This is a genomic window from Acidovorax sp. SUPP3434, assembly GCF_030159015.1.
Classification (GTDB): domain Bacteria; phylum Pseudomonadota; class Gammaproteobacteria; order Burkholderiales; family Burkholderiaceae_C; genus Paracidovorax.
The window spans coordinates 176,108-201,581 of sequence record NZ_BQXL01000008.1; the positions used below are offsets into that span (position 1 = coordinate 176,108).

The 25,474-nt window shown below is 68.8% G+C and carries 21 protein-coding genes; 9 read left to right on the forward strand and 12 right to left on the reverse strand.

Going from position 1 to position 25,474, the window contains the following annotated elements; translation table 11 throughout:
- Nucleotides 1–26 precede the first annotated feature (26 nt).
- Nucleotides 27–2,378 carry an ATP-dependent Clp protease ATP-binding subunit ClpA gene (gene clpA / locus AVKW3434_RS14550; RefSeq protein ID WP_272563802.1) on the forward strand — a complete coding sequence of 784 codons (2,352 nt, stop codon included), beginning with the start codon at nt 27–29 and terminating at the stop codon, nt 2,376–2,378.
- A 138-nt stretch (nt 2,379–2,516) separates the two neighbouring features.
- Here the strand turns inward: clpA and AVKW3434_RS14555 are convergent, their stop codons facing one another.
- On the reverse strand, nt 2,517–3,920 hold the full coding sequence (locus AVKW3434_RS14555; RefSeq protein WP_502869088.1) for a lytic murein transglycosylase: 1,404 nt from the start codon (nt 3,918–3,920) through the stop codon (nt 2,517–2,519).
- Nucleotides 3,921–3,981: 61 nt separating this feature from the next.
- On the opposite strand from AVKW3434_RS14555, the gene sbcB reads away from it, so the two are divergent.
- The 3 genes from sbcB to AVKW3434_RS14570 all read left to right on the forward strand — a co-directional run bounded on the left by sbcB (nt 3,982) and on the right by AVKW3434_RS14570 (nt 8,634).
- Nucleotides 3,982–5,418: an exodeoxyribonuclease I gene (gene sbcB / locus AVKW3434_RS14560; RefSeq protein WP_284406402.1), complete on the forward strand. Its 1,437-nt coding sequence runs from the start codon at nt 3,982–3,984 to the stop codon at nt 5,416–5,418.
- A gap of 69 nt (nt 5,419–5,487) precedes the next feature.
- Nucleotides 5,488–6,348 carry an NAD-dependent protein deacetylase gene (locus AVKW3434_RS14565; RefSeq protein ID WP_284406432.1) on the forward strand — a complete coding sequence of 287 codons (861 nt, stop codon included), beginning with the start codon at nt 5,488–5,490 and terminating at the stop codon, nt 6,346–6,348.
- A 174-nt stretch (nt 6,349–6,522) separates the two neighbouring features.
- Nucleotides 6,523–8,634, forward strand: a complete 2,112-nt coding sequence (locus AVKW3434_RS14570; protein WP_284406403.1) for a sigma-54-dependent Fis family transcriptional regulator — start codon at nt 6,523–6,525, stop codon at nt 8,632–8,634.
- On the opposite strand, the gene AVKW3434_RS14575 is transcribed toward AVKW3434_RS14570, so the two are convergent.
- The 3 genes from AVKW3434_RS14575 to adh all read right to left on the reverse strand — a co-directional run bounded on the left by AVKW3434_RS14575 (nt 8,609) and on the right by adh (nt 11,701).
- Entirely contained in the window at nt 8,609–9,031 is a 423-nt protein-coding gene (locus tag AVKW3434_RS14575) for a DUF779 domain-containing protein (RefSeq protein ID WP_284406404.1), read from the reverse strand. The genes AVKW3434_RS14570 and AVKW3434_RS14575 overlap by 26 nt on opposite strands.
- Before the next feature lie 5 nt (nt 9,032–9,036).
- A complete protein-coding gene (gene adhP / locus AVKW3434_RS14580; protein ID WP_284406405.1) occupies nt 9,037–10,071 on the reverse strand; it encodes an alcohol dehydrogenase AdhP in 1,035 nt (344 codons plus the stop codon).
- A 109-nt stretch (nt 10,072–10,180) separates the two neighbouring features.
- Nucleotides 10,181–11,701: an aldehyde dehydrogenase gene (gene adh, locus AVKW3434_RS14585; protein WP_284406406.1), complete on the reverse strand. Its 1,521-nt coding sequence runs from the start codon at nt 11,699–11,701 to the stop codon at nt 10,181–10,183.
- Nucleotides 11,702–12,008: 307 nt separating this feature from the next.
- Here adh and AVKW3434_RS14590 point away from each other — a divergent pair, with 307 nt between their 5' ends.
- Both AVKW3434_RS14590 and AVKW3434_RS14595 read left to right on the forward strand, forming a co-directional pair.
- Complete coding sequence (locus AVKW3434_RS14590; protein ID WP_284406407.1) at nt 12,009–12,413, forward strand: TfoX/Sxy family protein; 405 nt, start codon at nt 12,009–12,011, stop codon at nt 12,411–12,413.
- 265 nt (nt 12,414–12,678) lie between these two features.
- Nucleotides 12,679–13,392: a YebC/PmpR family DNA-binding transcriptional regulator gene (locus AVKW3434_RS14595; RefSeq protein WP_272563794.1), complete on the forward strand. Its 714-nt coding sequence runs from the start codon at nt 12,679–12,681 to the stop codon at nt 13,390–13,392.
- Nucleotides 13,393–13,477: 85 nt separating this feature from the next.
- Here the strand turns inward: AVKW3434_RS14595 and AVKW3434_RS14600 are convergent, their stop codons facing one another.
- Both AVKW3434_RS14600 and AVKW3434_RS14605 read right to left on the reverse strand, forming a co-directional pair.
- Nucleotides 13,478–13,771: a hypothetical protein gene (locus tag AVKW3434_RS14600; RefSeq protein WP_272563793.1), complete on the reverse strand. Its 294-nt coding sequence runs from the start codon at nt 13,769–13,771 to the stop codon at nt 13,478–13,480.
- Nucleotides 13,772–13,844: 73 nt separating this feature from the next.
- Nucleotides 13,845–14,231, reverse strand: a complete 387-nt coding sequence (locus AVKW3434_RS14605; RefSeq protein WP_284406408.1) for a hypothetical protein — start codon at nt 14,229–14,231, stop codon at nt 13,845–13,847.
- A gap of 292 nt (nt 14,232–14,523) precedes the next feature.
- Between AVKW3434_RS14605 and AVKW3434_RS14610 the strand changes: the two genes are divergently transcribed.
- Together AVKW3434_RS14610 and AVKW3434_RS14615 are read left to right on the forward strand one after the other, a co-directional pair.
- The gene (locus tag AVKW3434_RS14610) at nt 14,524–16,062 is read left to right on the forward strand and encodes a winged helix-turn-helix domain-containing protein (protein WP_284406409.1); all 1,539 of its coding nucleotides are present in this window, start codon (nt 14,524–14,526) and stop codon (nt 16,060–16,062) included.
- Between the two features lie 69 nt (nt 16,063–16,131).
- Nucleotides 16,132–18,264, forward strand: a complete 2,133-nt coding sequence (locus AVKW3434_RS14615; RefSeq protein ID WP_284406410.1) for an NAD(P)/FAD-dependent oxidoreductase — start codon at nt 16,132–16,134, stop codon at nt 18,262–18,264.
- A gap of 60 nt (nt 18,265–18,324) precedes the next feature.
- On the opposite strand, the gene AVKW3434_RS14620 is transcribed toward AVKW3434_RS14615, so the two are convergent.
- The gene (locus AVKW3434_RS14620) at nt 18,325–19,599 is read right to left on the reverse strand and encodes an amidohydrolase family protein (RefSeq protein ID WP_284406411.1); all 1,275 of its coding nucleotides are present in this window, start codon (nt 19,597–19,599) and stop codon (nt 18,325–18,327) included.
- Nucleotides 19,600–19,852: 253 nt separating this feature from the next.
- Here AVKW3434_RS14620 and AVKW3434_RS14625 point away from each other — a divergent pair, with 253 nt between their 5' ends.
- Nucleotides 19,853–20,242 carry a VOC family protein gene (locus tag AVKW3434_RS14625; RefSeq protein WP_284406412.1) on the forward strand — a complete coding sequence of 130 codons (390 nt, stop codon included), beginning with the start codon at nt 19,853–19,855 and terminating at the stop codon, nt 20,240–20,242.
- A 76-nt stretch (nt 20,243–20,318) separates the two neighbouring features.
- Here AVKW3434_RS14625 and AVKW3434_RS14630 read toward each other — a convergent pair whose 3' ends face one another.
- The 5 genes from AVKW3434_RS14630 to AVKW3434_RS14650 form a co-directional block, all read right to left on the reverse strand.
- Nucleotides 20,319–21,023, reverse strand: a complete 705-nt coding sequence (locus AVKW3434_RS14630; RefSeq protein ID WP_284406413.1) for a helix-turn-helix domain-containing protein — start codon at nt 21,021–21,023, stop codon at nt 20,319–20,321.
- Nucleotides 21,024–21,039: 16 nt separating this feature from the next.
- Entirely contained in the window at nt 21,040–21,654 is a 615-nt protein-coding gene (locus AVKW3434_RS14635; protein ID WP_284406414.1) for a GNAT family N-acetyltransferase, read from the reverse strand.
- Nucleotides 21,655–21,709: 55 nt separating this feature from the next.
- Complete coding sequence (locus AVKW3434_RS14640) at nt 21,710–22,633, reverse strand: ABC transporter permease (protein WP_284406416.1); 924 nt, start codon at nt 22,631–22,633, stop codon at nt 21,710–21,712.
- A 109-nt stretch (nt 22,634–22,742) separates the two neighbouring features.
- On the reverse strand, nt 22,743–23,804 hold the full coding sequence (locus AVKW3434_RS14645) for an ABC transporter permease (RefSeq protein ID WP_284406417.1): 1,062 nt from the start codon (nt 23,802–23,804) through the stop codon (nt 22,743–22,745).
- Entirely contained in the window at nt 23,801–25,453 is a 1,653-nt protein-coding gene (locus AVKW3434_RS14650) for an ABC transporter ATP-binding protein (protein ID WP_284406418.1), read from the reverse strand. The genes AVKW3434_RS14645 and AVKW3434_RS14650 overlap by 4 nt, the downstream gene beginning before the upstream one ends.
- Nucleotides 25,454–25,474 lie beyond the last annotated feature (21 nt).

Below are 25,474 nucleotides of genomic sequence, written 5' to 3' on the forward strand. Positions count from 1 at the left end.
TTCCACGCAAGCACAAAGGAGTTCACATGATTGCCCAGGAACTGGAAGTCAGCTTGCACATGGCCTTTGTCGAGGCCCGCCAGCAGCGCCACGAGTTCATTACCGTGGAGCATCTGCTGCTTGCACTGCTAGATAACCCCAGCGCAGCCGAGGTGCTGCGCGCATGTTCGGCCAACATCGATGATCTGCGTTCATCGCTGGCCAATTTCATCAAAGACAACACCCCCCAGGTCGCCGGCACCGACGAGGTGGACACGCAGCCCACGCTGGGTTTCCAGCGCGTGATCCAGCGCGCCATCATGCACGTGCAGTCCACGGGCAACGGCAAGAAGGAAGTCACGGGCGCCAACGTGCTCGTGGCCATCTTTGGCGAGAAGGATTCGCACGCCGTGTACTACCTGCACCAGCAGGGCGTCACGCGCCTGGACGTGGTCAATTTCATTGCCCACGGCATCAAGAAGGGCGAGCCGCCGGAACCCGCCAAGCCAGAGAATCAGGCCGAAGGCGAAGAGGGCGGTGGCGGTGGCGAGCGCAACGAGAAAGCCTCGCCGCTCGAGCAGTACACCCAGAACCTCAACCAGGCGGCCAAGGACGGCAAGATCGACCCGCTGATCGGCCGCCACTACGAGGTCGAGCGCACGATCCAGATCCTGTGCCGGCGCCGCAAGAACAACCCGCTGCTGGTGGGCGAAGCCGGCGTGGGCAAGACGGCCATCGCCGAGGGCCTGGCCTGGCGCATCACGCAGAACGACGTGCCGGAAATCCTGGCCGAGGCGGTCGTGTATTCGCTCGACATGGGCGCCTTGCTGGCGGGCACCAAGTACCGTGGTGATTTCGAGCAGCGCCTGAAGGGTGTGCTCAAGTCGCTCAAGGACAAGCCCAACGCGGTGCTGTTCATCGACGAAATCCACACGCTGATCGGCGCCGGTGCGGCCTCGGGCGGCACGCTGGACGCTTCCAACCTGCTCAAGCCGGCGCTCTCCAGCGGCCAGCTCAAATGCATCGGTGCGACCACGTTCACCGAGTACCGCGGCATCTTCGAAAAAGACGCGGCCCTGTCGCGCCGGTTCCAGAAGGTCGATGTGGTGGAGCCGACGGTGCAGGAAACGGTGGACATCCTCAAGGGCCTCAAGTCGCGTTTCGAAGAGCACCACAGCGTGAAGTACGCTGCGGCGGCACTGCAAGCGGCGGCCGAGCTGTCGGCCAAGTACATCAACGACCGTCACCTGCCCGACAAGGCGATCGACGTGATCGACGAAGCCGGCGCAGCCCAGCGCATCCAGGTCGCCAGCAAGCGCAAGAAGACCATCGGCAAGGCCGAGATCGAGGAAATCGTGGCGAAGATCGCGCGCATTCCGCCCGCGAACGTGTCCAACGACGACCGCAGCAAGCTGCAGACCATCGAGCGCGACCTCAAGAGCGTGGTGTTCGGCCAGGACAAGGCGCTGGAGGTGCTCGCTTCCGCTGTGAAGATGGCGCGTTCGGGCCTGGGCAAGGGCGACAAGCCGATCGGCTCGTTCCTGTTCAGCGGCCCCACCGGCGTCGGCAAGACCGAAGCGGCCAAGCAGCTCGCCTACATCATGGGTATCGAGTTGATCCGCTTCGACATGTCCGAGTACATGGAGCGCCATGCGGTGAGCCGCCTGATCGGTGCGCCTCCTGGCTATGTCGGGTTCGACCAGGGTGGGTTGCTGACCGAGGCGGTCACGAAGAAGCCGCACTCCGTGCTGCTGCTCGACGAGATCGAAAAGGCGCATCCGGACATCTTCAACGTGCTGCTGCAGGTGATGGATCACGGCACGTTGACCGACAACAACGGGCGCAAGGCCGACTTCCGCAACGTCATCATCATCATGACGACGAACGCGGGTGCCGAGACCATGAACAAGGCCACCATCGGGTTCACGAACCCGCGGCAGGCGGGCGACGAAATGGGCGACATCAAGCGCCTGTTCACGCCTGAGTTCCGCAACCGGCTGGATGCCATCGTGAACTTCAAGGCGCTGGACGAGCAGATCATCCTGCGCGTGGTGGACAAGTTCCTGCTGCAACTCGAAACTCAGCTGAGCGAGAAGAAGGTGGAGGTGACCTTCACCGACACGCTGCGCAAGCACCTGGCCAAGAAGGGCTTCGATCCGCTGATGGGTGCCCGCCCGATGCAGCGCTTGATCCAGGACACCATTCGCCGTGCCCTGGCCGACGAACTGCTCTTCGGCCGCCTGACCGAAGGTGGACGCCTGACGGTGGACATCGAGGTGAAGACGGACGAAAAAGGCGTCGAGACGCCCGAGGTGCTGCTGGACATCCAGCCGCTGCCCAAGCGGGAGCGCTCGGCGAAATCCGAGCCCGCCGAGCCGGAAGAGGCCACGGCAGACTGATCGGCGGATGGATCGCCCGGCCGCCCATGGTGGCCGCCTGATGTGAAAAAAGCCCGCGTTCGCCGCGGGCTTTTTCTTTTCAACCATTGCCCTGGCTTGCAGGCCGCTCAGGGCGTGGTCAGGCGGCGCCGGCCCGCATCACGGCGCCATCAGCCGCTGCAGCAACTCCAAGGTGGGATAGCCGTCGGCCACCACGCCGATGCTCTGCTGGAACTGGCGCAGGCCGGCGCGCGTGGCGGGGCCCATCACGCCGTCCGCCGTGCCGGCGGAAAACCCCCGCTGGTTCAATGCCGTCTGCAGGTCTTTCACCTGGCTGCGGGACAGGGGCTGCAGGTCCCGCGGCCAGGGGGCCACCACGCCCGTGCCGCCCTCGATCTGCCGCGCTAGCAGGCCCACCGCCAGGGCGTAGTTCACCGAGTTGTTGTAGCGCAGGATGCTGCGGAAGTTGTCGCCCACCAGGAAGGCTGGTCCGCGCGCACCCGCGGGGGCGATGACATACGCCGCACCCAGGTCGGGCAGGGGTTGCCGGTCGATGGCCACCACCCCTTCCGCGGCCCACTGGGCGGACGACTGGCGCACGGTGTTCTCGGCGCGGGCGTGATCGAAGCCCGGTGGCAGCTGCACCTCGACGCCCCAGGGCTGCCCGCTGCGCCAGCCGGAGCTGGCCAGGTAGTTGGCGGTGGACGACGCCACATCGGGGATGCTGCCCCAGATGTCGCGGCGGCCGTCTCCGTCGGCGTCGACCGCGTAGGCGAGGAACACGGACGGCAGGAACTGCGTGTGGCCCATGGCCCCGGCCCACGATCCGATCATGCGGTCGGCCGCGATGTCACCCTGGTCCAGGATGCGCAGTGCCGCCAGCAGTTCGTTGCGGGCCCATTGGGCGCGGCGGCCCTCGAACCCCAGCGTGGCCAGCGCATCGACGGCACGGAAGGTGCCGAAATTGCCGCCGTAGTTGCTCTCCATGCCCCAGATGGCGGTGACGATCGAGGCCGGCACGCCGTACCGCGCAGCGGCGGCTTCCAGGGGCACCGCGTATTCGGCCCGCTTGGCCTGGCCCTGGGCGATGCGCTGGGCAGAAACAGCGCTGTCCAGGTAGGCCCACGGAGTGCGCGTGAACTCGGGCTGCGCGCGGTCCAGCTCGATCACCCGCTGTTGCAACTGCGCGCTGGCCAAGGCCGTCTGCACGGTGTCGGGCTGGATCCCGGCCGCCAGTGCGTCCTGGGTGAAGGCCGCGATCCAGGCCGTGAAACCGGCCTGTTCGGCCGCAGCGGCTTCTTCGGGGCTGACCGCCGGCGCCGCGGTGTCCTGGACCAGGGGAGGGGGCGGGGCAGAAGGCATCGCAGCCGGTGGGGACACTGCGGGCTGCGGAGGCGGCACGGCGGGAGCGGCGTGGGCCAGGGCCGCTTCCGGAGGCTGGGCGCGCGGCGCCGATGCACAGCCTGCGAGGGCCGCCGCAGCGGCCAGCGGAACCAGCCAGTGGGCCGCGCGGGTTCTGGTGGAGGGGCGGAGGGGCGATGGGGGGGCAAGGCGTCGTTGCATGCCTTATTGTCCCGCGCCCCGGCATACTTGCGGGCTTCGGTGTTACCGGCTGCACGATTTCATGCATACCTTTTTCTGGCACGACTACGAAACCTTTGGCGCCAACACGCGCCGTGACCGCCCCGCGCAGTTCGCGGGCATCCGCACCGATGCGGACCTGAACGAAATCGGCGAACCGCTGATGGTCTATTGCCAGCCCGCGCCCGATTACCTGCCCGACCCGGTGTCGTGCCTCATCACCGGCATCACGCCGCAGGTCGCATTGGAGCGTGGCCTGCCGGAGCATGCGTTCGCGGCGCGCATCGAGGCCGAGCTGGCGCTGCCCGGCACCATCGGCGTCGGCTACAACACCATCCGGTTCGACGACGAGATCACGCGCTTCATGTTCTGGCGCAACCTGATGGACCCCTATGCCCGGGAATGGCAGAACCAGTGCGGCCGGTGGGATCTGCTCGACGTGGTGCGCATGGCCTACGCGCTGCGCCCGGATGGCATCGTCTGGCCGAAGAAGGAAGACGGCTCGCCCAGCTTCAAGCTGGAGCACCTGTCCAAAGCCAATGGCCTCGCGCACGAGGCCGCGCACGATGCGCTCTCCGACGTGCGCGCCACCATCGCCCTGGCCCGGCTGATCCGCGACCGGCAGCCCAAGCTGTTCGAGTTCGCGCTGGGGCTGCATAAAAAAGACCGCGTGGCCGCCGAATTGCGCCTGCCCGCCACGGCCGACACCGCACGGCCCTTTTTGCACATCTCGGGCATGTTCCCGGCCGAGCGCGGCTGCGTCGCGGTGATGTGGCCGCTCGCCAGCCACCCCACCAACAAGAACGAACTGATCGCCTGGGACCTGGCCCACGATCCGTCCGAAGTGGCCCTGCTGGGCGCCGATGCGATCCGCGAGCGGCTGTTCAGCCGGGCGGATGCGTTGCCCGAAGGCGTGACGCGCCTGCCCATCAAGACCGTGCACCTGAACAAGTCGCCGATGGTGGTGGGCAACGTCAACACGTTGACGCCCCAGATGGCCCAGCGCTGGTCCGTCGATCTGGAGCGGGCCGCCGGCCATGCCGAGGTGGCGCGCGCCTTGCCCGACATGAGCGCCATCTGGGCCAGCGTGTTCGCGCGGCCGCAGGAAGCCGCACCGGACGTGGACCAGGACCTGTACGGCGGCTTCGTCGGCAACGAGGACCGTCGCCGCCTGAACCGCCTGCGTGCGCTGCCGCCCCAGGAACTCGCCTTGGCCAAGACGGGCTTCGACGACGAGCGGCTCGAAGAGCTGGTGTGGCGCTACCGTGCGCGCAATTTCCCGCATACGTTGGACGAGGCCGGCCAGGAGCGCTGGGAGGGCCACCGCGTGGCCTGCCTGATGGAAGGGGCAGGCGGCGCGCTCACCTTCGACGAATTGTTCGCCAAGCTGGACGAACTGGGCGCCGAGGCGGACGAGCGGGGCGAGGAAATCCTGGGCGCGCTGTACGACTATGCGGAAAGCATCGCGCCCGCGATGTAGCGGGAGGCTTCGATGTCCACGACTCCGTCCCCTTTGAATAGCACCACCACGCCAACCCCGGCCGAGGCCATGGCCGCCACCGCCGAGGCCGGCGTGCAGGCGCTGGCGGAGTTCATGGCGGCGCACCCGCGGGTGTTCGTGCTCACCGGGGCGGGCTGCAGCACGGCAGCGGGCATTCCCGATTACCGCGATGGCAATGGCGACTGGAAGCGGCCGCCGCCCCTCACGTTCCAGGCCTTCATGGGCGACGAGGCCACGCGCCGGCGCTACTGGGCGCGCAGCTTCATCGGCTGGCGCGTGATGGGGCGGGCGCGCCCTGCACCGGCGCACCATGCGCTCGCCGAGCTGGAAGCGGCCGGCCGGTTGGAACTGCTGCTCACGCAGAACGTGGACGGCCTGCACACGGCTGCGGGGAGCCTTCGCACCATCGATCTGCACGGGCGCATCGACACCGTGCGCTGCATGGCCTGCGAAGCCCGTTTGCCACGAGCCGAGCTGCAGGACGAGTTGCTGCGCCGCAATCCCGATTGGGCCGCGCTGCATGCGCATGCGGCGCCCGATGGCGATGCCGACCTGGAAGACCAGGATTTCAGCGCGTTCGATGTGCCGCCGTGCCCGCGCTGCGGCGCCGGCCCGCTCAAGCCCGATGTGGTGTTCTTCGGCGAAAGCGTGCCGCGCGATCGCGTGCAGGCCGCCCGCGACGCACTCCTGCGCGCCGATGCCATGCTGGTGGCCGGCTCGTCGCTCATGGTGTATTCGGGCTTTCGCTTCGTGCAGATGGCGGCGGATGCGGGCAAGCCCGTGGCGGCCGTCAACTGGGGCCGCACGCGGGCCGATCCGCTGCTGTCGCTCAAGGTCGAGCAGGATGTCGGAGCGGCGCTGGGCGCGGTGGCCCGTGCGCTGGCTGGAGGGGCTGCCGGTCTGCTTTAAACAAGGGCTGCACGCGGCATGGCGGCGCTTGGGTTGGGGCTTCAGGATGATCCGAGGGCGCAACCAGGGCTTTGGAAACATCCTGGCCCTGCCATTGGTGTAAGGTGCCAGTCGCCCAAGCAACACTCTGGCGCCACGCAGCGCCGGGCGATGACAGAGCCCCAAGGAGACAGCATGCAGACGAACGCATTCCTCGGTGCGCCCGGCCCGACGCCGGGCGAGGTGGCCGCTTCGGCGGCGCAGCGGATCACGCAGGCGCACGAGCGCTCCGCCGCCTTCGGCCTGCGGCGGCACGAATCGGCGGACCTGCGGCCCCTGGATGCCGAAGCCCTGGCCTGGATGGTGGCCCGCAACGAAGCGCTGTTCGCCCACGCCCGCCCCGTGATGGAAACGCTGTCGGCCCAGATCGCAGGCACCCAGAGCATGGTGCTGCTGACCGATGCGCAGGGCGTGGTGCTGCACGCCCTGGGCGACGACGAGTTTCTGGACCGGGCGAGCCGGGTCGCCCTGCGCCCCGGTGCGGCGTGGTCCGAGCGCAGCAAGGGCACCAATGCCATCGGCACGGCCCTGGCGCTGGGCGAGGCGCTGCAGGTCAACGGCAATGAGCACTTTCTGCAGGCCAACCATTTCCTGACCTGTTCCTGCGCGCCCATCCTCGACCCGCACGGGCATGTGATCGGCGCGCTCGACGTGAGCGGCGACCACCGCAGCCAGAGCGCCCACACCATGGCGCTGGTGCGCATGTCGGCCAAGATGGTGGAGAACCACCTGTTCGGCAAGGTGTTCGAAGACGCGGTGCGGCTGCGCTTCCATGCGCGGCCGGAATTCCTCGGCACGCTGGTGGAGGGGCTGGCCGCGTTCACGCCGGACGGGCGCTTCCTCGCTGCCAATCGCAGCGGGCAGTTCCAGCTGGGCATGTCGGCCAACGCGTTGCAGGCGCACACGTTCTCTTCGCTGTTCGGCATGCCCATGGCGGCGCTGCTGGCGCATGCCCGCCAGGCCGTTCCGGAGCCGCTGCGCCTGCAGCTACCGGGCGGCGTGGCGGTGCAGGCACTGGTGGAGTGTCGGCCGCGTGCCGGCACGCTGCTGCCCTGGGTCGATCCGGGTCACGGGCCACATCGGCCCGATGGGGCCGGGGCGCCACCGGCGACCTGGCCAGGGGAGGGCGATGCACCGGGCGCGCCGCCCGCCCGTCCGCGCCCGGCCAAGCTGGCCCGGCTGTCCAGCCTGCGCTACCTGGACACGGGCGATGCCCAGCTCGCCCAGGTGATCGACCGGGTCACGCGGCTGCTGGGCAGTGACGTGTCCACGCTGATCCTGGGCGAGACCGGCACGGGCAAAGAGCTGCTGGCCCGCGCCATCCACCAGGACGGGCCACGGCAGGGCGGCCCTTTCGTGGCGGTCAATTGCGCGTCGATTCCCGAGACGCTGATCGAGTCCGAGCTGTTCGGCTACGACGAGGGTGCCTTCACCGGTGCACGGCGCAAGGGCCATCCCGGCAAGATCGTGCAGGCCCATGGCGGCACGCTGTTCCTCGACGAGATCGGCGACATGCCGCTGTCGATGCAGGCGCGCCTGCTGCGCGTGCTGCAGGAGCGCAGCGTCTCGCCGCTGGGCGCCGCGCGGCAGGTGCCGGTGGATGTGGCCGTGGTCTGCGCCACGCACCGAAACCTGCGCGAGATGATGGCGCAGGGCACTTTCCGCGATGACCTGTATTACCGGCTGAACGGGCTCGTGGTGCGGCTGCCCGCGCTGCGCGAGCGCACCGACCTGGCCGTGATCGTCGAGCGCATCCTGCGTGCGCAGGCCGACGCCTCTGCCAGCGCGGTGCCGCGCGTCGCGCCCGAGGCCATGGCGCTGTTCGCCGCGCATGCCTGGCCGGGCAACCTGCGCCAGTTGAGCAGCGTGCTGCGCACCGCGGCGCTGATGGCGCGGGGCGAGGCCGGGGTGATCCAGCGGGCCCATCTGCCCGAGGACTTCTTGGAGGATTGCAACCTGCTGCTGGCCCATGCCAACGGCACTGGCAACGCGGCCAAGGGAGCTACCGTCCCGGCGGCTACAACAATGCCGGGTAGTCCCCCGGTGGCGCGCAGCCCCGTCGCCGTGCCGCGCTTGGGCGATACCACCGCAGCGGCCCTGGCGCAGGCACTCGCGGCCCATGGCGGCAACGTATCGGCCGCGGCGCGTGCGTTGGGCGTGTCGCGCAACACCGTGTACCGCCACCTCAAGGCGGCGCAGGCCGCAGGCGGGCCCGAGCCTTTCAAGCCGGCGGCCCGAGCGCGCTAACGGCCTCCCATTCCGCGTCGCTGTACAGCCGCGACCGTGTGAGAAAGCGCAGGCCCGTGGGCCGCTCCAGCGAGAACATGCCGCCGTTGCCGGGCACCGCATCGATGATGAGGTGCGTGTGCTCCCAGTAGGCGAACTGCGAGCGGCTCATGTAAAAGGGCGTACCCGCGATCTCGCCCAGCAGCACGTCCGAATCGCCCAGCAGAAACTCTCCCAGCGCGAAGCACATCGGCGCGCTGCCGTCGCAGCACCCTCCCGACTGGTGGAACATGAGCGGGCCGTGCTGGGCGACCAGGCGCTCGATGAGCGCGACGGCCGCCGGCGTGGCAGAGACGCGGCCCACGGGCCCGGTCTCCGGGGCGGGTACCGGGGTGGAGGGGGCGGCCGGCGTGTTCATGGGGATCAGGCCGTTGCCATGTCCAGCACGATGCGCCCCTGGATCTGTCCCTGGCGCATGCGGTCGAACACGTCGTTGATTTTCTCGAGCTTCTCCGTGGCCACGGTGGCCTTCACCTGGCCGCGGGCGGCGAAGTCGAGCGACTCCTGCAGGTCGAGCCGCGTGCCCACGATGGAGCCGCGCACCGTCACGCCGCGCAGCACCATGTCGAAGATCGGCAGGGGGAAGTTGCCGGGCGGCAGACCGTTGAGCGCCACCGTGCCGCCGCGCCGCACCATGCCCAGGGCCTGCTCGAAGGCCTTGGGCGACACGGCGGTCACGAGCGCGCCGTGGGCGCCGCCGATCTCCTTTTGCAGGTAGGCGGCGGGGTCGGTGGTCTTGGCGTTCACCGTCACGCTCGCACCCAGTTGCCTGGCGAGGTCGAGCTTGTCGTCCTCCACGTCCACGGCCGCCACGTTCAGGCCCATGGCCTTGGCGTACTGCACGGCCATGTGGCCCAGGCCGCCGATGCCCGAGATGACGACCCAGTCGCCGGGCTTGGTGTCGGTCACCTTGAGGCCCTTGTACACCGTCACACCCGCGCACAGCACCGGCGCGATGTCCACGAAGCCGATGTCCTTGGGCAGGTGGCCCACGAAGTTCGGGTCGGCCAGGGCGTAGTCGGCAAAGCCGCCATTGACCGAATAGCCGGTGTTGCTCTGCGACTCGCACAGCGTCTCCCAGCCGCCCATGCAGTGCGTGCAGTAGCCGCACGCCGAGTGCAGCCACGGCACGCCCACGCGGTCGCCTTCCTTCACGTGCTTGACGTTCTTGCCGACGCCGGCCACGAAGCCCACGCCCTCATGGCCCGGGATGAACGGCGGGTTCGGCTTGACGGGCCAGTCGCCTTCGGCGGCGTGCAGGTCGGTGTGGCACACGCCGGAGGCCTCGATCTTCACGAGGATCTGGTCGTCCGAAGGCGTGGGCACGGGCACTTCCTCGATGGTGAGCGGCTGGCCGAATGTGCGAACGACAGCGGCCTTCATGGTCTTGGCGGTCATGGGTGGGGAAATCCTTTCGTCTGCAGCGGATGTGCAGCGGGTTCAACGGGGTGTCGGGCCTTCACGGTAGGCCCGACACCCGGTGGCTGGGCTGATGCAGATCAAGCGATCAGAAGAAGCCCAGCGGCGCCTGCGAGTAGCTCACCAGCAGGTTCTTGGTCTGCTGGTAGTGGTCCAGCATCATCTTGTGGTTCTCGCGGCCGATGCCCGATTGCTTGTAGCCGCCGAAGGCCGCGTGCGCGGGGTACTGGTGGTAGCAGTTGGTCCACACGCGCCCGGCCTGGATGCCCTTGCCCATGCGGAAGGTGCGCGCGCCGTCGCGGCTCCACACGCCGGCGCCCAGGCCGTAGAGCGTGTCGTTGGCGATCTCCAGCGCCTCTTCCTCGGTCTTGAAGGTGGTCACCGACAGCACGGGGCCGAAGATCTCCTCCTGGAAGATGCGCATCTTGTTGTGGCCCTTGAACACCGTGGGCTTGACGTAGTAGCCGCCGGCCAGGTCGCCGTCCAGGTGGTTGCGCTCGCCGCCGATCAGGCACTGCGCGCCCTCCTGCTTGCCCAGGTCCAGGTACGAGAGGATCTTCTCCAACTGCTCCTGCGAGGCCTGCGCGCCGATCATGGTGGCCTTGTCCAGCGGGTGGCCCTGCTTGATGGCCGCCACGCGCTTCAAGGCGCGTTCCATGAACCTGTCATAGATCGATTCCTGCACCAGCGCGCGGCTGGGGCAGGTGCACACCTCGCCCTGGTTGAGCGCGAACATCGCAAAGCCTTCCAGCGCCTTGTCGAAGAAGCCATCGTCGGCCGCCATCACGTCTTCGAAGAACACGTTGGGGCTCTTGCCACCCAGCTCCAGCGTCACGGGGATGATGTTCTGGCTGGCGTACTGCATGATGAGCCGGCCCGTGGTGGTCTCGCCCGTGAAGGCTATTTTTGCGATGCGCGGGCTGCTGGCCAGCGGCTTGCCGGCTTCCAGGCCGAACCCGTTCACCACGTTGACCACGCCGGGCGGCAGCAGGTCGCCCACCAGTTCCAGCAGCACCAGGATGGAGGCGGGCGTCTGCTCGGCGGGCTTGAGCACCACGCAGTTGCCGGCGGCCAGGGCCGGTGCGAGCTTCCATACCGCCATGAGGATCGGGAAGTTCCACGGAATGATCTGCCCCACCACGCCCAGCGGCTCGTGGAAGTGGTAGGCCATGGTTTCGTGGTCGATCTCGCTGATGCCGCCTTCCTGCGCGCGGATGCAGCCCGCGAAGTAGCGGAAGTGGTCGATGGCCAGGGGAATGTCGGCGGCCATGGTCTCGCGCAGCGGCTTGCCGTTGTCCAGCGTCTCGGCCACCGCGATGGTGAGCAGGTTGGCTTCCATGCGGTCGGCGATCTTCAGCAGGGCGTTCGCCCGGTCGGTGGTGGAGGTCTTGCCCCAGGCGACCTTGGCCTTGTGGGCGGCATCCAGCGCAGCGTCGATGTCCTTGTCGTTGGAGCGGGGGATGGAGGTGAACACCTGGCCGTTGATGGGCGAGGTGTTCTCGAAATACTGGCCGTCGATGGGCGGCACCCACTGCCCGCCGATGTAGTTGCCGTACTGCTTCTTGTAAGGGTTAGCGATGCCGAGGCTGGCGATTTCTGCCATGTTCATGGTGCTTGTCTCCTGTGGTCGGTTGGGGTGTTCCACGCCACCGGCGCGGCGCGGGCCTCTGTGTTGGCGCAATGCACGTGCCAGCCAGGTCAGGGCAGGCAAAAATTCAAAATGAATAGCAGGGAAACCAAGCAGATCAAGCGGCGGTGGTTGATTTCTCTTTGATCGCTTCAAGGCCGCATCGAGCGCTGGAGTGCCCCGTGGCGCAACGGGTGTTCCGTTGCGGAACACTTGGCGGGTCGATGTGGAACAACGCCGGACCCGCACAATGGACGGGTTCCCCATTCGACCTCCGCACGCCACCCCGATGAAAAAGCCGCCTTCCGCTCCCGTGAGTGCCTTCGCTCAGGAACTGCCCGGGGTCTTCGCGCCTTGGGGCTCCGTCCGCTTGCGGCGCATGTTCGGCGGCTGGGGCGTTTTTCACGAAGACCACATGCTGGCGCTGGTGGTGAGCGATGCGCTGTACCTCAAGGCTGACGCGCTCACCGCGCCGGTGTTCGACGCCCGTGGACTGCAGCCTTTCGTCTACGAGCGCCATGGTCGCCCGGTGGCGCTGTCGTACCGGCAGGCCCCGGCGGAAATGTACGAAGGCCCGGCCGAAGCGGTGGAGTGGGCCGGCCGGGCATGGGAGGCCGCCCTGCGGTCGGCTTCCCGGCCGGGGCCGGCGGCAAGCCGCAGGCCGGGTGGTTCGGTGGACAAAAAGGGGCGGTGAGCCACCGCGCCATTCGGTGCTATCGATTTGATAGCTACCAGGGCAATCAAAACCCCGGCATGGGCTCTTTTTCGCCTCAAGGGTGGCGGTAACCGCGGCGGTGGGGGGGCGCGGGTGTATAACCGATGCCCTCCGGGTCGGGCGCCCGTGCAGCGCCTGCGGGCGCGGGGGGCATTCGCCCCATGCCGTCGCCCGGCCCATCCAACCAATCGATCAATCAACGACGCGGGACGCCTGGAGCGCCGCAAACCAAGGAATCGTCACGATGGGCGCGCAGTGGAAAGCAAAGGGCAAGGCACAGGTCGCGGATGCCAAAGGCAAGCTGTTCGGCAAGCTGGTCAAGGAAATCATGGTCGCGGCGCGAGGCGGCGCCGATCCGGCGGGCAATGCGCGGCTGCGCCTGGTGGTGGAGCAGGCCCGCAAGGTGTCCATGCCCAAGGACACCCTGGAGCGCGCCATCAAGAAGGGCGCGGGCCTGTCCGGCGATGCGGTCAATTACGAGCGCGTGATCTATGAAGGCTTCGCCCCGCACCAGGTGGCGGTGATGGTGGAGTGCCTCACCGACAACGTGAACCGCACGGCGCCGGAAATGCGGGTGCTCTTTCGCAAGGGCCAACTGGGCACGTCCGGCTCCGTGGCCTGGGACTTCCACCATGTGGGCATCATCGAGGCCGAGCCGGCGTCTGCCGATGCGGATCCCGAAATGGCCGCCATCGAGGCGGGTGCCCAGGATTTCGAGCCCGGCGAGGAAGAGGGCAACACCACGTTCTGGACCGATCCCACCGACCTGGACCTGGTGTGCCGCGCGCTGCCGGCGCAGGGGTTCACGGTGCTGTCGGCCAAGCTGGGCTACCGGCCCAAGAACCCGGTGAACCCGGCCAATCTCAGCGCGGAGCAACTGGAAGAGGTCGAATCGTTCCTGGCCGCCATTGACGGCAACGACGACGTGCAGAACGTGTTCGTGGCGCTGGCGGGCTGAGCGCCTCCGGCACGCCTGCCTTCCAAAAAGAAAGCCGCCCCGGCCGTGAGGCCGGGGCGGCTTTTTCAATGCGCCAGGAGACGCTTCAGAAGTCCAGGATGTTGGACTGCACCACGGTCGGAATGTGCGACTGCACGAACGACTGGATGGTGCTGCAGGGCAGGAAGAACGGCCGCTGGGTGATCGTCACGGTGCAGGTCTGGCCGTTCACCGAAAACGTGCCAGCCACCGTGCCCAGTGGCGTGCCCACCGAAAAGCTCCCACCCGCGGGACCGCCCGAGATGACGCCGCCATTCTGGTGAATGAGGGCGGCGATCTTGACGAACAGGTCTTGGGCACTGCCCGTGAAGCTCACATTGAAAGGGCTGCATGAAGCCATGGTTTTTCTCCTGCGTAATGAAAAATGGCCGAATTGATTTTATTTTTGATTCGGCCCCTCCCTTGGTGGCAAATCAGCAGCGGCCCACCACCGTGCCGCTGTAAATGGGATTGCCGTTGAGGTAAATGGTGACCTTCAGGCCCGTGGGAATGAAGGAACCGCAAGTCTGGGCGCATGCCTTCAGTTGGCCACCGACGGGAATGTGGATCGGAGAGGTAATGCACAGATTGCCGTAGATGGGCACCGAGAAGCAGATCTGGTTGGTGGTCGGGTTGTAGCTGGCGCCCACGCAGACGGAAAGCTTCAGCGCTTCCACGCCTTCCAGGTTGGGAGCGCCGGCAGCGTTGCTGCGCAGTGCAGGTGCGTGGCTGCTGCCCTCGGCGAAACCCACGGCCGTGAAGTTCGGCACATGGGTCGAGTCGTCTTGGGCGCCGTTTTGGTTGCAATTACAGTCGGACATTATGTTTCCTAGAGGGTTTGTTTTCTCTGAACAAAATACCGGCTTCAGCAAGATTGCGTGGCCGGTTGCTTTCTCATGACGCCCCTCGATTATTTTTTTAATGGCGTTTTTGACTCCGCTTAAAAATCCCCCTCGGTTGCGATTCATGAGTGGGCGGATTTTGTTCTTCGCCCCCTTTTATTGCCCTTAAAGCGGCCTTGGAAAACCTGAAGCGTTCTGAAACAATCTTGGTGTAGAGTGAGAGACCCGCCGGGGAGGCTGGGTTGTTAGAGGCGACAAGAACTTGCGGGCCATGACCACTGAATTCACGTTTTCCCACTTCACGCTGAGGGTCCACGAGCGCCAGTTGCTGGCCCACGGTAAGCCTGTCCTGCTGGGAGCCCGCGCTTTCGATGTGCTGTGCGCCCTGGTCCACAAAGCCGGCGCGCTGGTGACCAAATCGGAGCTGTTCAACCTCGTCTGGCCGGGCATGGTGGTGGAGGAAAACAACCTGCAGGTGCATGTGTCCTCGCTGCGCAAGCTGCTGGGCTCCGACTTGATCATGACCATCCCGGGGCAGGGCTACCGGTTCGTCGCGCGCGTCGCGCCGGTGGCCAGTGGCGCCCAAGTGCCCGAGCCGCTGCCGGCCGCCGTGGTGTCCAGCGCCTCCCGCTCGGTGGCGGTGCTGCCGTTCGGCGTGGCAGGTGGTCTGGCCGAAGACGGCTACCTGGCCGACGGCATGGCCGAGGACATCATCAACCGCCTGTCCCGCTCGCGCTGGCTGTACGTGATCGCCCGCAGCTCCTCGGTGAGCTACCGGCATCCGCTGCCGCCCAATGGCACCATCAGCCAGGAACTGGGCGTGCGCTACCTCGTGTCAGGCCTGATCCGGTTCAACGGCAACCGGCTGCGCGTGACCGCGGAGCTGATCGACGGGCCGCGCAATGAAACCATCTGGGCGCAAAGCTTCGACCGGCCGGTGGACGACCTCTTTCAGGTGCAGGACGAGATATCGGCCGCCATCGTGAGCGCCATCGAGCCGGTGTACCTGCGGCGCGAGGAATGGGTCAGCAGCCAGACCACGCCCCGCGACCGCGAGCACTGGGAACTGCTGATGCGCGCGCGCTGGCATTTCTGGCGCTCCACGCGCGACCACATGGAGAAGGCGGAGTACTTCGCGCAAAAGGCGCTGGACACCAAGCCCGACGATCCCCCGACCCTGGCCCTGCTGGCATTCATCCTGATGTCGCGGGTGTGGGCCGGCTGGTCCGAATCCGCCCGCATGGACATCGCCGAAGCCAACCGCCATGCCCTGCAGGCGGTGAGTCACGACGACACCGACGCCTTCGCCCATTTCACGCTGGGCACGGTGCTTTCGTTCTCGCGCAATTTCCCGCAGGCGATTTCCGAGCAGGAGCACGCCCTGTCGATCTATCCGCAGTTCGCCGCGGCGGCGGGCGAACTGGGGCGCCTGCTGGCGTTTTGCGGGCGCACGCAGGAGGCCGCGAGCTACGCATTGCAGGCCTGCGAGGCCAGTCCGCTCGATCCGCACCTGAGCCTGTGGATCCGCACGCGGGCGCTGGCGAGCTTCATCGAGGGCGATTACCAGGCCGCGCTGGGCTTCGCCCTGCAGGCGCTGTCCAAGCGCCCGGACTGGTTCTTCAACCACTACCTGCTGGCCGCGTGCCAGGTTGCGTCCGGCCGCCCGGAGGACGGGCAGCAGACCCTGCGGCAGGCCCAGAAGTTCGGCCCGTACTCCCTGCAGGCGTTGAAGGCCGGCCACCCCTTCGTGCATGACGAGCATCTCAACCATTACACCGACTGCCTGCGGCAGGCGGGCTGGAGCGAGTGAGGCGCGCATCCACCCGGTCGTCCACGAGAAACCCAACCATCGGCAATCCAAAAGAGAGAGGGAAACGGTATGTCTGAAGCGAATGCACCCCAGAAAATCGCCATCCTGGGGGGTGGCCTCGCCGCCCTGACGGTGGCCTACGAGCTGACCAGCCAACCCGGCTGGCAGGAGAAATACGCCATCACGGTGTACCAGATGGGCTGGCGGCTCGGCGGCAAGTGCGCCACCAAGCGGGGGCCCAACAACCGCATCGAGGAGCACGGCATCCACGGGTTCCTGGGCAGCTACTACAACGCGCTGCCGATCATGGCCGACTGCTACAAGGCCCTGGGCCGCCCGGCGGACGCCAAGCTGGCCACGTTCGAGCAGGCCTTCATTCCCGAGAGCTTCGTGCTGATGTGGGAGTTCGAGAACGGCGGCTTCAAGCGCTGGCCCATGACCGTGCCGACCAATTCGCTGACCCCGGACGATGCCTCGTCGCTGCAGACCATCCGCCAGTGGATCGGTGGGCTGATCGAGACCACGCAGGGCCTGATCGACCCCGAGGCCACGCCCGGCCTGAGCGAGATCCACAAGCTGGAGCTGCGCGCCGGCCAGGACATCCTGGAGCGTCTGCAGACCGCGATCCTCGACGAGAACGCCGAGCTGGGCACCAGCCACCCCGCGCTCGATGAGGTGTGGGACTGGCTGCACGCGCGGCTCAAAAGCCTGATCGACGAGAACGACGACCTGCGGCGCCTGTACATCCTGCTCGAATACCTGATGGCCATCGTGCGCGGCGTGCTGGCCGACCGCATCATCGAGCGCGGCTTCGACGCGGTGGACAACGAGAATTTCAGCGACTGGCTGGCGCGCCACGGCGCTTCGGTGATGACCGTGTCGTCCCCGCTCGCGCTCAACACGGTGAACCTGTCCTACCAGTACCCGCAGGGCGACACGGCCCGCACCGCCAGCATGGCGGCAGGTGCCTACCTGCACTGGTCGCTGCGCAGCTATGCGTACATGGGCGCGTTCGCCTGGCTGTTCGCGGCGGGCACGGGCGAGACGGTGATCGCGCCGCTGTACCTGGTGCTGCGCCAGCGCGGCGTGCAGTTCGAGTTCTTCCACAAGGTCGAAAACCTCGCGCTGTCGGCGGACGGCCAGTCGGTGGCTGCCGTGCAGATGGGCGTGCAGGCCACCCTGGTGAAGCCGGATGCGCCCTACGAACCGCTCGTGCCGATCGAAGGCCTGCCAGCGTGGCCGTCCGGGCCCTGCTACGACCAGTTGGTGGAAGGCGATGCGCTGCGCGAGCAGGACATCGACCTGGAGTCGTACTGGACGCCCTGGAAGAATGTGGGCCAGAAGACCCTGAAGGCCGGCGAAGACTTCGATCAGGTGGTGCTGGCCATCGCGGTGGGCGCCGTGCCCTACCTGTGCAAGGAGCTGCTGGCCGCGCGTCCCGAATGGCGCGCGATGGTCGAGAAGGTGCCCACCGTGCAGACGCAGACCATGCAGGTCTGGCTGAACCGCAGCACCACCGATCTGGGCTGGGACATTCCCCTCAAGAACCCCACCGACACGGTGATCGGCGCCACCTACATGAACCCGCTGGATGGGCAGGTGGACTTCACCCACCTGCTGCAGTGGGAGTCGTGGCCGGCCAGCCAGATGCCCAAATCGCTGTGGTACTTCTCGGGCGCCATGGCCGACTACGAGCCGCCGCCGCCCCTGACCGACACCGGCTATCCCGCGCGCGCCCACGCCCGGGTGAAGGCCCAGTGCATCCAGTACCTGCAGGTGTGCATGGGGCCGCTGCTGCCGAAATCCACGACCAACGTGGTCTCGCCGCCGGGCGACCCGACGGGCATGGATTTCAGCCTGCTGCAGGACCACGACCCGGCCAACACCGGGCTGGGCGTGCAGCGCTTCGACCAGCAGTTCTGGCGCGCCAACATCGACCCGTCCGAGCGCTATGTGATCAGCCCGCCGGGCAGCACCGCCGCGCGGCTCAAGGCCTGGGAGTCGGGCTTCAGCAACCTCGTGCTGGCGGGCGACTGGATCTACACCGGGCTGAATGTGGGCAGCGCCGAGGGCGCGACCATGGGCGGCCGGCTCGCGTCGCACGCCATCAGCGGGTATCCAGCGCTGACGGACATCGTGGGCTATCCGGTCTCGGCCGACGCCCCGTGCGCACCGCCTGCGGCGCCCGCCGCCGCTGAATAAGGCAATAAGGCGACAGGGCCAGCGGGAAACCGGGCTGCGGCGGTGCAGCCCGTGGGCCGGTCAGCCGCGCAGGAAGTCCGCGTGGCCGGGCCGGCCGGGCAGATGCAGCGCCGCCACGGGCGCCGGGCTGCCCGCCACCCGCCGGCCTCGCCGCCACACCCCCAGGCGCGTGGCGCGCAGCCGGATCGCCTCGGCCGGATCGCGCGCATGCAGCAGCACGAAGTCGGCATGGCAGCCGGCCTGCAGGCCATAGCCCTCCAGGCCCAGTAGCCGGGCCGGGTTCGTGGTCACTGCCTCGAAGCACTGGCGCATGGCGTGCTGGCCGGTCATCTGCCCCACGTGCAGGCCCATGTGGGCGGCCTCCAGCATGTCGCCGCTGCCGCCCCCGTACCACGGGTCCATCACGCAATCGTGGCCGAAGGCCACCGTCAGGCCCGCGGCCATCAACTCGGGCACGCGGGTCATGCCGCGGCGCTTGGGGTAGGTGTCGTGGCGGCCCTGGAGGGTGATGTTGATGAGCGGGTTGGCCACCACCCCCAGCTGCGCCTCGGCCATCAGGGGGATGAGCTTGCTCACGTAGTAGTTGTCCATGCTGTGCATGGAGGTGAGGTGCGAGCCCGTCACCCGGCCATGCAGGCCCAGCCGCTGGGTTTCGAAGGCCAGCGTTTCGACGTGGCGCGAGAGCGGGTCGTCCGTCTCGTCGCAGTGCATGTCCACCCGCTTGCCCCGATCGGCGGCCAGCTCGCACAGGATGCGCACGCTTTCCGCTCCCTGCGCCATGGTGCGTTCGAAATGGGGAATGCCGCCCACCACGTCCACGCCCAGGTCCAGCGCGCGCTGGAGGTTGTCCAGGCCGCCCGCGGCGCGCAGCACGCCGTCCTGCGGGAAGGCGACCAGCTGCAGGTCGAGGTAGGGCGACACGCGGCGCTTCACGTCCAGAAGCGCGTGCACGGGCAGCAGCCGTGGGTCGCTGGTGTCCACGTGCGAGCGGATGGCCAGCAGGCCGCGCGCCACGGCCCAGTCGCAGTAGTGCATCGCCCGCTCCACGATGGCCTCGTGCGTGAGCTGGGGCTTCAGTTCGCCCCACAGCGCGATGCCCTCCAGCAGCGTGCCGCTCTCGTTCACGCGGGGCTGGCCGTAGCTCAAGGTCGAGTCCATGTGGAAGTGCGCATCGACGAACGGCGGGCTCAGCAGCAGGCCGCCCGCATCGACGGTCTCGTGCGCCGGGGCCTGCAGGCCCTCGGTCACTTCGGCAATGCGCCCGTCCTGCACGGCCACGGAAACGTTCGTGCGGCCATCGGGCAGGGTGGCGTTGTGGATGAGCAGGTCGAGCATGGTGTGTGGGGCCGGGCAAGGGTGAGAGGGGGGCTGGCGGGAGCGGTGCAGGCCGGCATGCAAAAGGCTTGCCTGCGGCGCCACCGGGCCTGCCAGTGTAGGGCGCGGGGAATGTCGTTGCGCAGCCTGATCGCCGGGCAGGGTGCGCCGGCCGGGATGACGGCCCATGTCGGATTTCTTCCAGACTGCACGGAAAAGGCCGCCTATGCTGCGGGCACGTTCGATCCACCCTGTCTTTGCTGAAGGAGACCCCATGCAGTTCGGCTACACCATTCTTTATGTCGAGGACGTGCCCGGCACCGTCGCTTTCTACGAGGCCGCGTTCGGTCTTTCGCGCCGTTTCGTGCACGAGGCGGGCGATTTCGGCGAGATGGAGACCGGCGCCACCGCGCTGGCGTTCTCGTCGCTCCAGCTGATGGCCCAGCTGGGCAAGAACCCGCAGCGGGCGGTGCCGGGCGCGCCCCAGTGCGAGATCGCCTTCACCACGGCCGATGTCGCCGTGGCCGTGGACCGCGCGATCCAGGCCGGCGCCACCCTGGTGCAGGCCCCAGAGTCCATGCCCTGGGGTCAGACGGTGGCCTATGTGCACGACTGCAACGGCTTTCTGGTGGAGTTGTGCACGCCGATGGGCGCGGGCAACTGACGGCGGGGGGCGGCGCTTGGGCGGCGCTGCGCCGTTCAACGCGGCTGGTTCGATGTGGCCGATGGCACGGCCGCGTTCAGCCGTAGCCGCTGGACTGCACGGAGGCCAGCAGGTCCTTCGATGCCCGCAGCCGGGCGGGCGTCTGTCCCAGCCAATGCCGGCATTCGCGGCCGAAGTGCGCCTGGTCGGCGTAGCCATGGTCCGCCGCGATGGCGGCAAGCGGCGGGGCTTCATCGCCCGCCAGGGCCTGGGCCGCTCGGCGCACCCGCGCGAGGGCGCGCCAGTAGCGCGGCGGCTCGCCGGTCGCGGTGCGCATCAGCCGCTCCAGCGTGCGTTCCGACACGCCCAATGCCCGCGCGGCGGCCCCTACGGCCGGGGCCTGCGCCAGGGCGGCCAGTGCCTCCTGCACGCGCGCGTCGCACCGCGTGAAGTCGGCCAGCGCCGCGTGCACGCGGGCGGCGGTCTCGGCCGGATCGCGGGCCAGGTCGATGGCCTGCACCGACTGCAGCAGCGCGTCGGCATCCACCCCCACGCCGGGATGCAGCCGAAAGCCCAGCCAGTCCTCGCCGGCGCGGGCGGGCACGCCGTAGGCCTGTTGCGGCAAATGCGACACCATCCAGTGCACGGCACCGTGTGCGTTGATCTGCACGATGAGGTCGCGGCACCCGTCGGGCAGCACGCAGGTCACGCCGGCTTCGGTGCCCTGGTGCTGCCAGCGTTCCAGCACCGTGGGCGGCAGCCACACCGCGGTGAGGCAGGCGGGCAGCAGGGGGCGTTCCATGGGAGGCCGGGGTCCTTCAGCCGCCATGCGTGCCGGCGTGCCAGTCGGTGCGGGCGAGCCGGTACAGGCAATGCGGCCGCACCGGGTGGCCCACCGGCACGGCCGGGTGGTCGAACGCTTCGGCGGGGCTTTCGCGCATGCCCAGGCGCTGCATCACCGCGCGCGAGCGCTGGTTGCCCAGGGTGGTGAACGATACGATCTCCGCCAGGCCCAAGTCTTCGAAGCCTGCACGCAGCGCCAGGCGCGCCGCCTCGCTGGCCAGGCCCTGGCCCCAGAAGGGCCGGGCGAGCCGCCAGCCGATCTCCACGCACGGCGCGAAGGGCAGTTCGGCCGAGGGCGTGTGCAGGCCCACGAAGCCCATGAAGCGCGGGCCGCTGTCGCCCTGCAGGCAATCCGCGGCCCAGAAACCCCAGCCGCGCTGCGCGATCAGCGCCTCGATCCGGTCGGCCATGGCATCGCTGGCGTCGCGGGCCAGCGGCGCGGAAAAGTGCGCCATCACCGCCGGGTCGGCATTCATCGCGGCGAAGGGCGCGCGGTCGGCGGCGGTCCAGGGCCGAAGGCGCAGCCGCGGCGTGGCCAGGGACTCCGGGGCGATGGGAACGAAGGTGTCCGGGGGCTGGGTTGTCGGCATGGGCCGATGTTATGGGACGGGAGAGGGGGCCGAGGCCCAGCCAACCCGATGTTCGCTACCGCTCGCCCTTGCGGTAGGGCTTCATCAGCGCCTGTGGATACGCCGCCTTGCGGGCCACCAGCACCAGCGCCAGGATCGACAGCAGGTAGGGCAGCATCAGGTACACCTGATACGGCAGCCACGCATCGCCTGCCTGCTGCAGCCGCAACTGCAGCGCGTCGAAAAAGGCGAACAGCAGGGCGCCCAGCAGCGCTTTGCCCGGCCGCCACGAGGCGAACACCACCAGCGCCACGCAGATCCAGCCGCGCCCGTTGACCATGTTGAAGAAGAACGCATTGAACGCCGACAGCGTGAGAAACGCGCCCGCCACGCCCATCAGGGCCGAGCCCGCCACCACCGAAGCGGTGCGCGTGGCCGCCACCGGAATGCCCTGGCCCTCGGCCGCCTGGGGGTTCTCGCCCACCATGCGCACCGCCAGCCCGAGCGGGGTGCGCAGCAGCAACCAAGCCAGCAGCGGCACCAGCAGCAGGGCCAGCAGCGTGAGCGGCGTCTGGGCCGACAGGATGGGAATGCCCAGCCAGGCCATGGGCGCGAACGGCTCGACCGTGGGCGGCGTGGTCACCTTCGGAAAGCCCACGCGGTAGCCGTAGTAGCTGAGCGAGGTGGCCAGCAGCGTGATGCCCAGCCCCGACACGTGCTGCGACAGCGCGAGCCCCACGGTCAGCCAGGCGTGCAGCAGCCCGAAGGCCGCCCCGGTCAGCGCAGCCACCAACACGCCGGTCCAAAGGCCATGGCCGGCATGCACCGTGAGCCAGCCTGTGAAGGCGCCCGCGACCATGATCCCCTCGATGCCCAGGTTCAAAACGCCTGCGCGCTCGCACAGCAGCACGCCCAGCGTGCCCAGGACGAGCGGCGTGGCCACCCGCAGCGTGGCGATCCAGAACGCCGGGTTGGCCAGGATGTCCATCAGCTCGGTCATGCGGGCGGCGCCTTTTGGGTATTTGCTATTTTTTTAATAGCATCAAGGGCAATCATGACTAGGGCATGGGGGCGATTTGGTTTGAAACCGGTCATGGCATGCTCCCGCATCACTTCCAGCGCACCCGGTACTGCGCGAGCAGCCCCGCCACCAGCACCGCGATCAGCGAGGCCGCCACGATCACATCGGCGATGTAGGTGGGAACGCCCACCGCGCGGCTCATGCTGTCCGCCCCCACCAGCACCCCCGCCACGAAAACGCCCGCGGCCACCACGCCCAGCGGGTGAAGGCCCGCCAGCATGGCGATCACGATGCCGCTGTAGCCATAGCCCGGCGACATGTCGAGCGTCACGTAGCTGGTGCGGCCCGCCACCTCGATGGCGCCTGCCAGCCCTGCCAGGCCGCCCGAGAGCAGGGCCACCAGCACCACCGTGCGCGTGATGGGCACGCCGGCGAACGCCGCCGCGCGGGCATTGGCCCCCGCCGCGCGGATCTCGAAACCCGGCACCGTGCGCGTGAGCAGCGCCCACAGCAGCACGGCCAGCCCCACGGCCCACAGCAGGCCGGTGTGCAGCCGCGTCTGCGGCACCAGGCGCGACAGTTCCAGCTCGCCTTGCAGCGCCACGCTTTGCGGCCAGCCGAGGGCGAGGGGGTCTTTCATCGGACCGTCGAGCAGAGCGGACACCAGCAGCAGCATCACGAAGTTCAGCAGCAGCGTGGTCACCACCTCGTCGACGCCGAGCCGCGCCTTCATCAGCGCCGGCCCCAGCAGCAGGGCGGCCCCGGCCAGCGCGGCGGCCAGCATCATGAGCGGGAACAGCACCGGCACGGGCCATTGCAGGCCGGTGCCGCCATGCATGCCGCCCACCGCCACCGCCGCGATCGCGCCGGCATACAGCTGGCCCTCCGCGCCGATGTTGAAGAGCCGCGCGCGGAACGCCACGGCCGCGGACAGCCCCGTCAGGATGAGCGGCGTGGCGCGCGTCAAGGTCTCGGTCAGCGCGAACACCGAGCCGAACGCGCCCTGCGCCAGCAGCGCGTAGGTGCGCCCCACGGGGGCGCCGGCCCACAGCACCAGCAGGGCGCTCACCAGCAGGGTGAAGGCCACCGCGCCGACCGGGGCCGCCACATAGGCCAGCGCCGAAGTGCGCTCGCGTTTTTCCAGTCTCATGGGGTGTCGCTTTCAGGCGCGGGCGCCACGGTGGCCGGTGCGGCGTCGGCGCTGCCGCGGCCCCCGCCGGGGTCTGCTCCGGCCATGGCCAGGCCGATGGCCTCGCGCGTCCAGCCCTCGGCGGGGCGGGCTTCGCTCAGGTGCCCGGCGTGCATCACCGCCACGCGGTCGCCCAGCGCCAGCACCTCGTCCAGGTCTTCCGAGATCAGCAGCACGGCCGCGCCGGCATCGCGCGCCGCCACCAGCTGCCGCTGCACGAACGTGACCGCGCCGATGTCCAGGCCCCAGGTGGGCTGGTGCGCCACGATCAGGCGGGGGGCCGGCTGCGTTCCGTCGCCCGGCGGCAGCAGGGCCCGGCCCAGGATGAGTTTTTGCATGTTGCCGCCCGACAGCGACCGCGCCGGCGCGTCCAGCCCGCCGCCGCGCACGTCGAACGTCTCGGCCACGCGTCGGGCATGCTGGCGCGCCGCGCCGCGCCGTATCCAGAAGCCGGCGAACGCGCCGCGCGAGAACCAGCGGCTGGACAGGCGCTCGGACACCGCGTTCTCCCACACCGGCAGATCGCCCACCACGCCCACGGCATGGCGGTCTTCAGGAATGCGGGCCACGCCTTGCGCCACCAGCCGGGTGGGCCGGGCGGCCAGCGGGGCGCCCAGCAGCGTGGCGGTGCCGCCCGTGGGGGCGCGCACGCCGCACAGCACATCGGCCAGCGCCACCTGGCCATTGCCCGACACGCCCGCGATGGCCACGATCTCGCCCGCATGCAGCGTGAGGCTCACACCCCGCAGCGCGTCGTGCGCCGACCGCGCCGACGCCTGCGTCCGCACGTCGTCCAGGGTGCACACCGGCGCACCCACCGCGCGGGCCGGGCTGCGCGCCGCCACCTCCACCGCATGGCCCACCATCCACTGCGCGAGCTGGCCCTGCGTGGTGCCCCGCGCGGGCGCCTCGGCCACGAGCCGGCCCTGCCGCAGCACGGCGATGCGGTGCGACACGCGCAGCACCTCGCCCAGCTTGTGGCTGATGAACACGATCGACAGGCCCTGCGCCACCATCTGGGCCAGGGTGTGGAACAGCGCCTCGCTCTCCTGCGGCGTGAGCACCGCGGTGGGCTCGTCCAGGATCAGGATGCGGGCGCCGCGGTACAGCGCTTTCAGGATTTCCACGCGCTGCCGCTCGCCCACCGAAAGGCTGCCCACGCGGGCATCGGGCACCACCGGCAGGCCGAACCGGGCCGAGACGTCCAGCAGCCGCGCGCGGGCCGCGGCCCGGCGCGAGAACGGCTGCCACAGCGGCTCGCTGCCCAGCACCACGTTATCGAGCACGCTCAGGTTGTCGGCCAGCGTGAAGTGCTGGTGCACCATGCCGATGCCGGCCGCCAGCGACGCGCGGGGCTGGCCCGGCGGCAGCGGCTGGCCGAAGACCTCGATGTGCCCCGCATCGGCCCGGTAGTGCCCGAAGAGGATCGACATCAGCGTGGACTTGCCCGCGCCGTTTTCGCCCAGCAGCGCCAGCACCTCGCCCCGGGCGAGGGTCAGGTCGATGCCATCGTTGGCCACCAGCGGGCCGAACCGCTTGGTGATGCCGCGAAGGCGCAGCACGGGCGGCCTGGCCTCGGCCGACGGCGGGCGGGCGGCGGACTCACCCACGCGGCGTGCTCCGCCCGGCGC

What these genes read in the sequence shown, in the direction of transcription:
- AVKW3434_RS14625 (WP_284406412.1), top strand. Translation starts at nt 19,853, where the DNA reads ATGCAGTTCGGCTACACCATTCTTTATGTCGAGGACGTGCCCGGCACC.
- AVKW3434_RS14615 (WP_284406410.1), top strand. Translation starts at nt 16,132, where the DNA reads ATGTCTGAAGCGAATGCACCCCAGAAAATCGCCATCCTGGGGGGTGGC.
- AVKW3434_RS14645 (WP_284406417.1), bottom strand. Translation starts at nt 23,804, where the DNA reads ATGAGACTGGAAAAACGCGAGCGCACTTCGGCGCTGGCCTATGTGGCG.
- AVKW3434_RS14590 (WP_284406407.1), top strand. Translation starts at nt 12,009, where the DNA reads ATGAAAAAGCCGCCTTCCGCTCCCGTGAGTGCCTTCGCTCAGGAACTG.
- AVKW3434_RS14640 (WP_284406416.1), bottom strand. Translation starts at nt 22,633, where the DNA reads ATGACCGAGCTGATGGACATCCTGGCCAACCCGGCGTTCTGGATCGCC.
- AVKW3434_RS14605 (WP_284406408.1), bottom strand. Translation starts at nt 14,231, where the DNA reads ATGTCCGACTGTAATTGCAACCAAAACGGCGCCCAAGACGACTCGACC.
- AVKW3434_RS14565 (WP_284406432.1), top strand. Translation starts at nt 5,488, where the DNA reads ATGGCCGCCACCGCCGAGGCCGGCGTGCAGGCGCTGGCGGAGTTCATG.
- AVKW3434_RS14630 (WP_284406413.1), bottom strand. Translation starts at nt 21,023, where the DNA reads ATGGAACGCCCCCTGCTGCCCGCCTGCCTCACCGCGGTGTGGCTGCCG.
- AVKW3434_RS14595 (WP_272563794.1), top strand. Translation starts at nt 12,679, where the DNA reads ATGGGCGCGCAGTGGAAAGCAAAGGGCAAGGCACAGGTCGCGGATGCC.
- adhP (WP_284406405.1), bottom strand. Translation starts at nt 10,071, where the DNA reads ATGACCGCCAAGACCATGAAGGCCGCTGTCGTTCGCACATTCGGCCAG.
- adh (WP_284406406.1), bottom strand. Translation starts at nt 11,701, where the DNA reads ATGAACATGGCAGAAATCGCCAGCCTCGGCATCGCTAACCCTTACAAG.
- AVKW3434_RS14620 (WP_284406411.1), bottom strand. Translation starts at nt 19,599, where the DNA reads ATGCTCGACCTGCTCATCCACAACGCCACCCTGCCCGATGGCCGCACG.
- sbcB (WP_284406402.1), top strand. Translation starts at nt 3,982, where the DNA reads ATGCATACCTTTTTCTGGCACGACTACGAAACCTTTGGCGCCAACACG.
- AVKW3434_RS14610 (WP_284406409.1), top strand. Translation starts at nt 14,524, where the DNA reads ATGACCACTGAATTCACGTTTTCCCACTTCACGCTGAGGGTCCACGAG.
- AVKW3434_RS14575 (WP_284406404.1), bottom strand. Translation starts at nt 9,031, where the DNA reads ATGAACACGCCGGCCGCCCCCTCCACCCCGGTACCCGCCCCGGAGACC.
- AVKW3434_RS14570 (WP_284406403.1), top strand. Translation starts at nt 6,523, where the DNA reads ATGCAGACGAACGCATTCCTCGGTGCGCCCGGCCCGACGCCGGGCGAG.
- AVKW3434_RS14555 (WP_502869088.1), bottom strand. Translation starts at nt 3,920, where the DNA reads ATGCAACGACGCCTTGCCCCCCCATCGCCCCTCCGCCCCTCCACCAGA.
- AVKW3434_RS14600 (WP_272563793.1), bottom strand. Translation starts at nt 13,771, where the DNA reads ATGGCTTCATGCAGCCCTTTCAATGTGAGCTTCACGGGCAGTGCCCAA.
- AVKW3434_RS14635 (WP_284406414.1), bottom strand. Translation starts at nt 21,654, where the DNA reads ATGCCGACAACCCAGCCCCCGGACACCTTCGTTCCCATCGCCCCGGAG.
- clpA (WP_272563802.1), top strand. Translation starts at nt 27, where the DNA reads ATGATTGCCCAGGAACTGGAAGTCAGCTTGCACATGGCCTTTGTCGAG.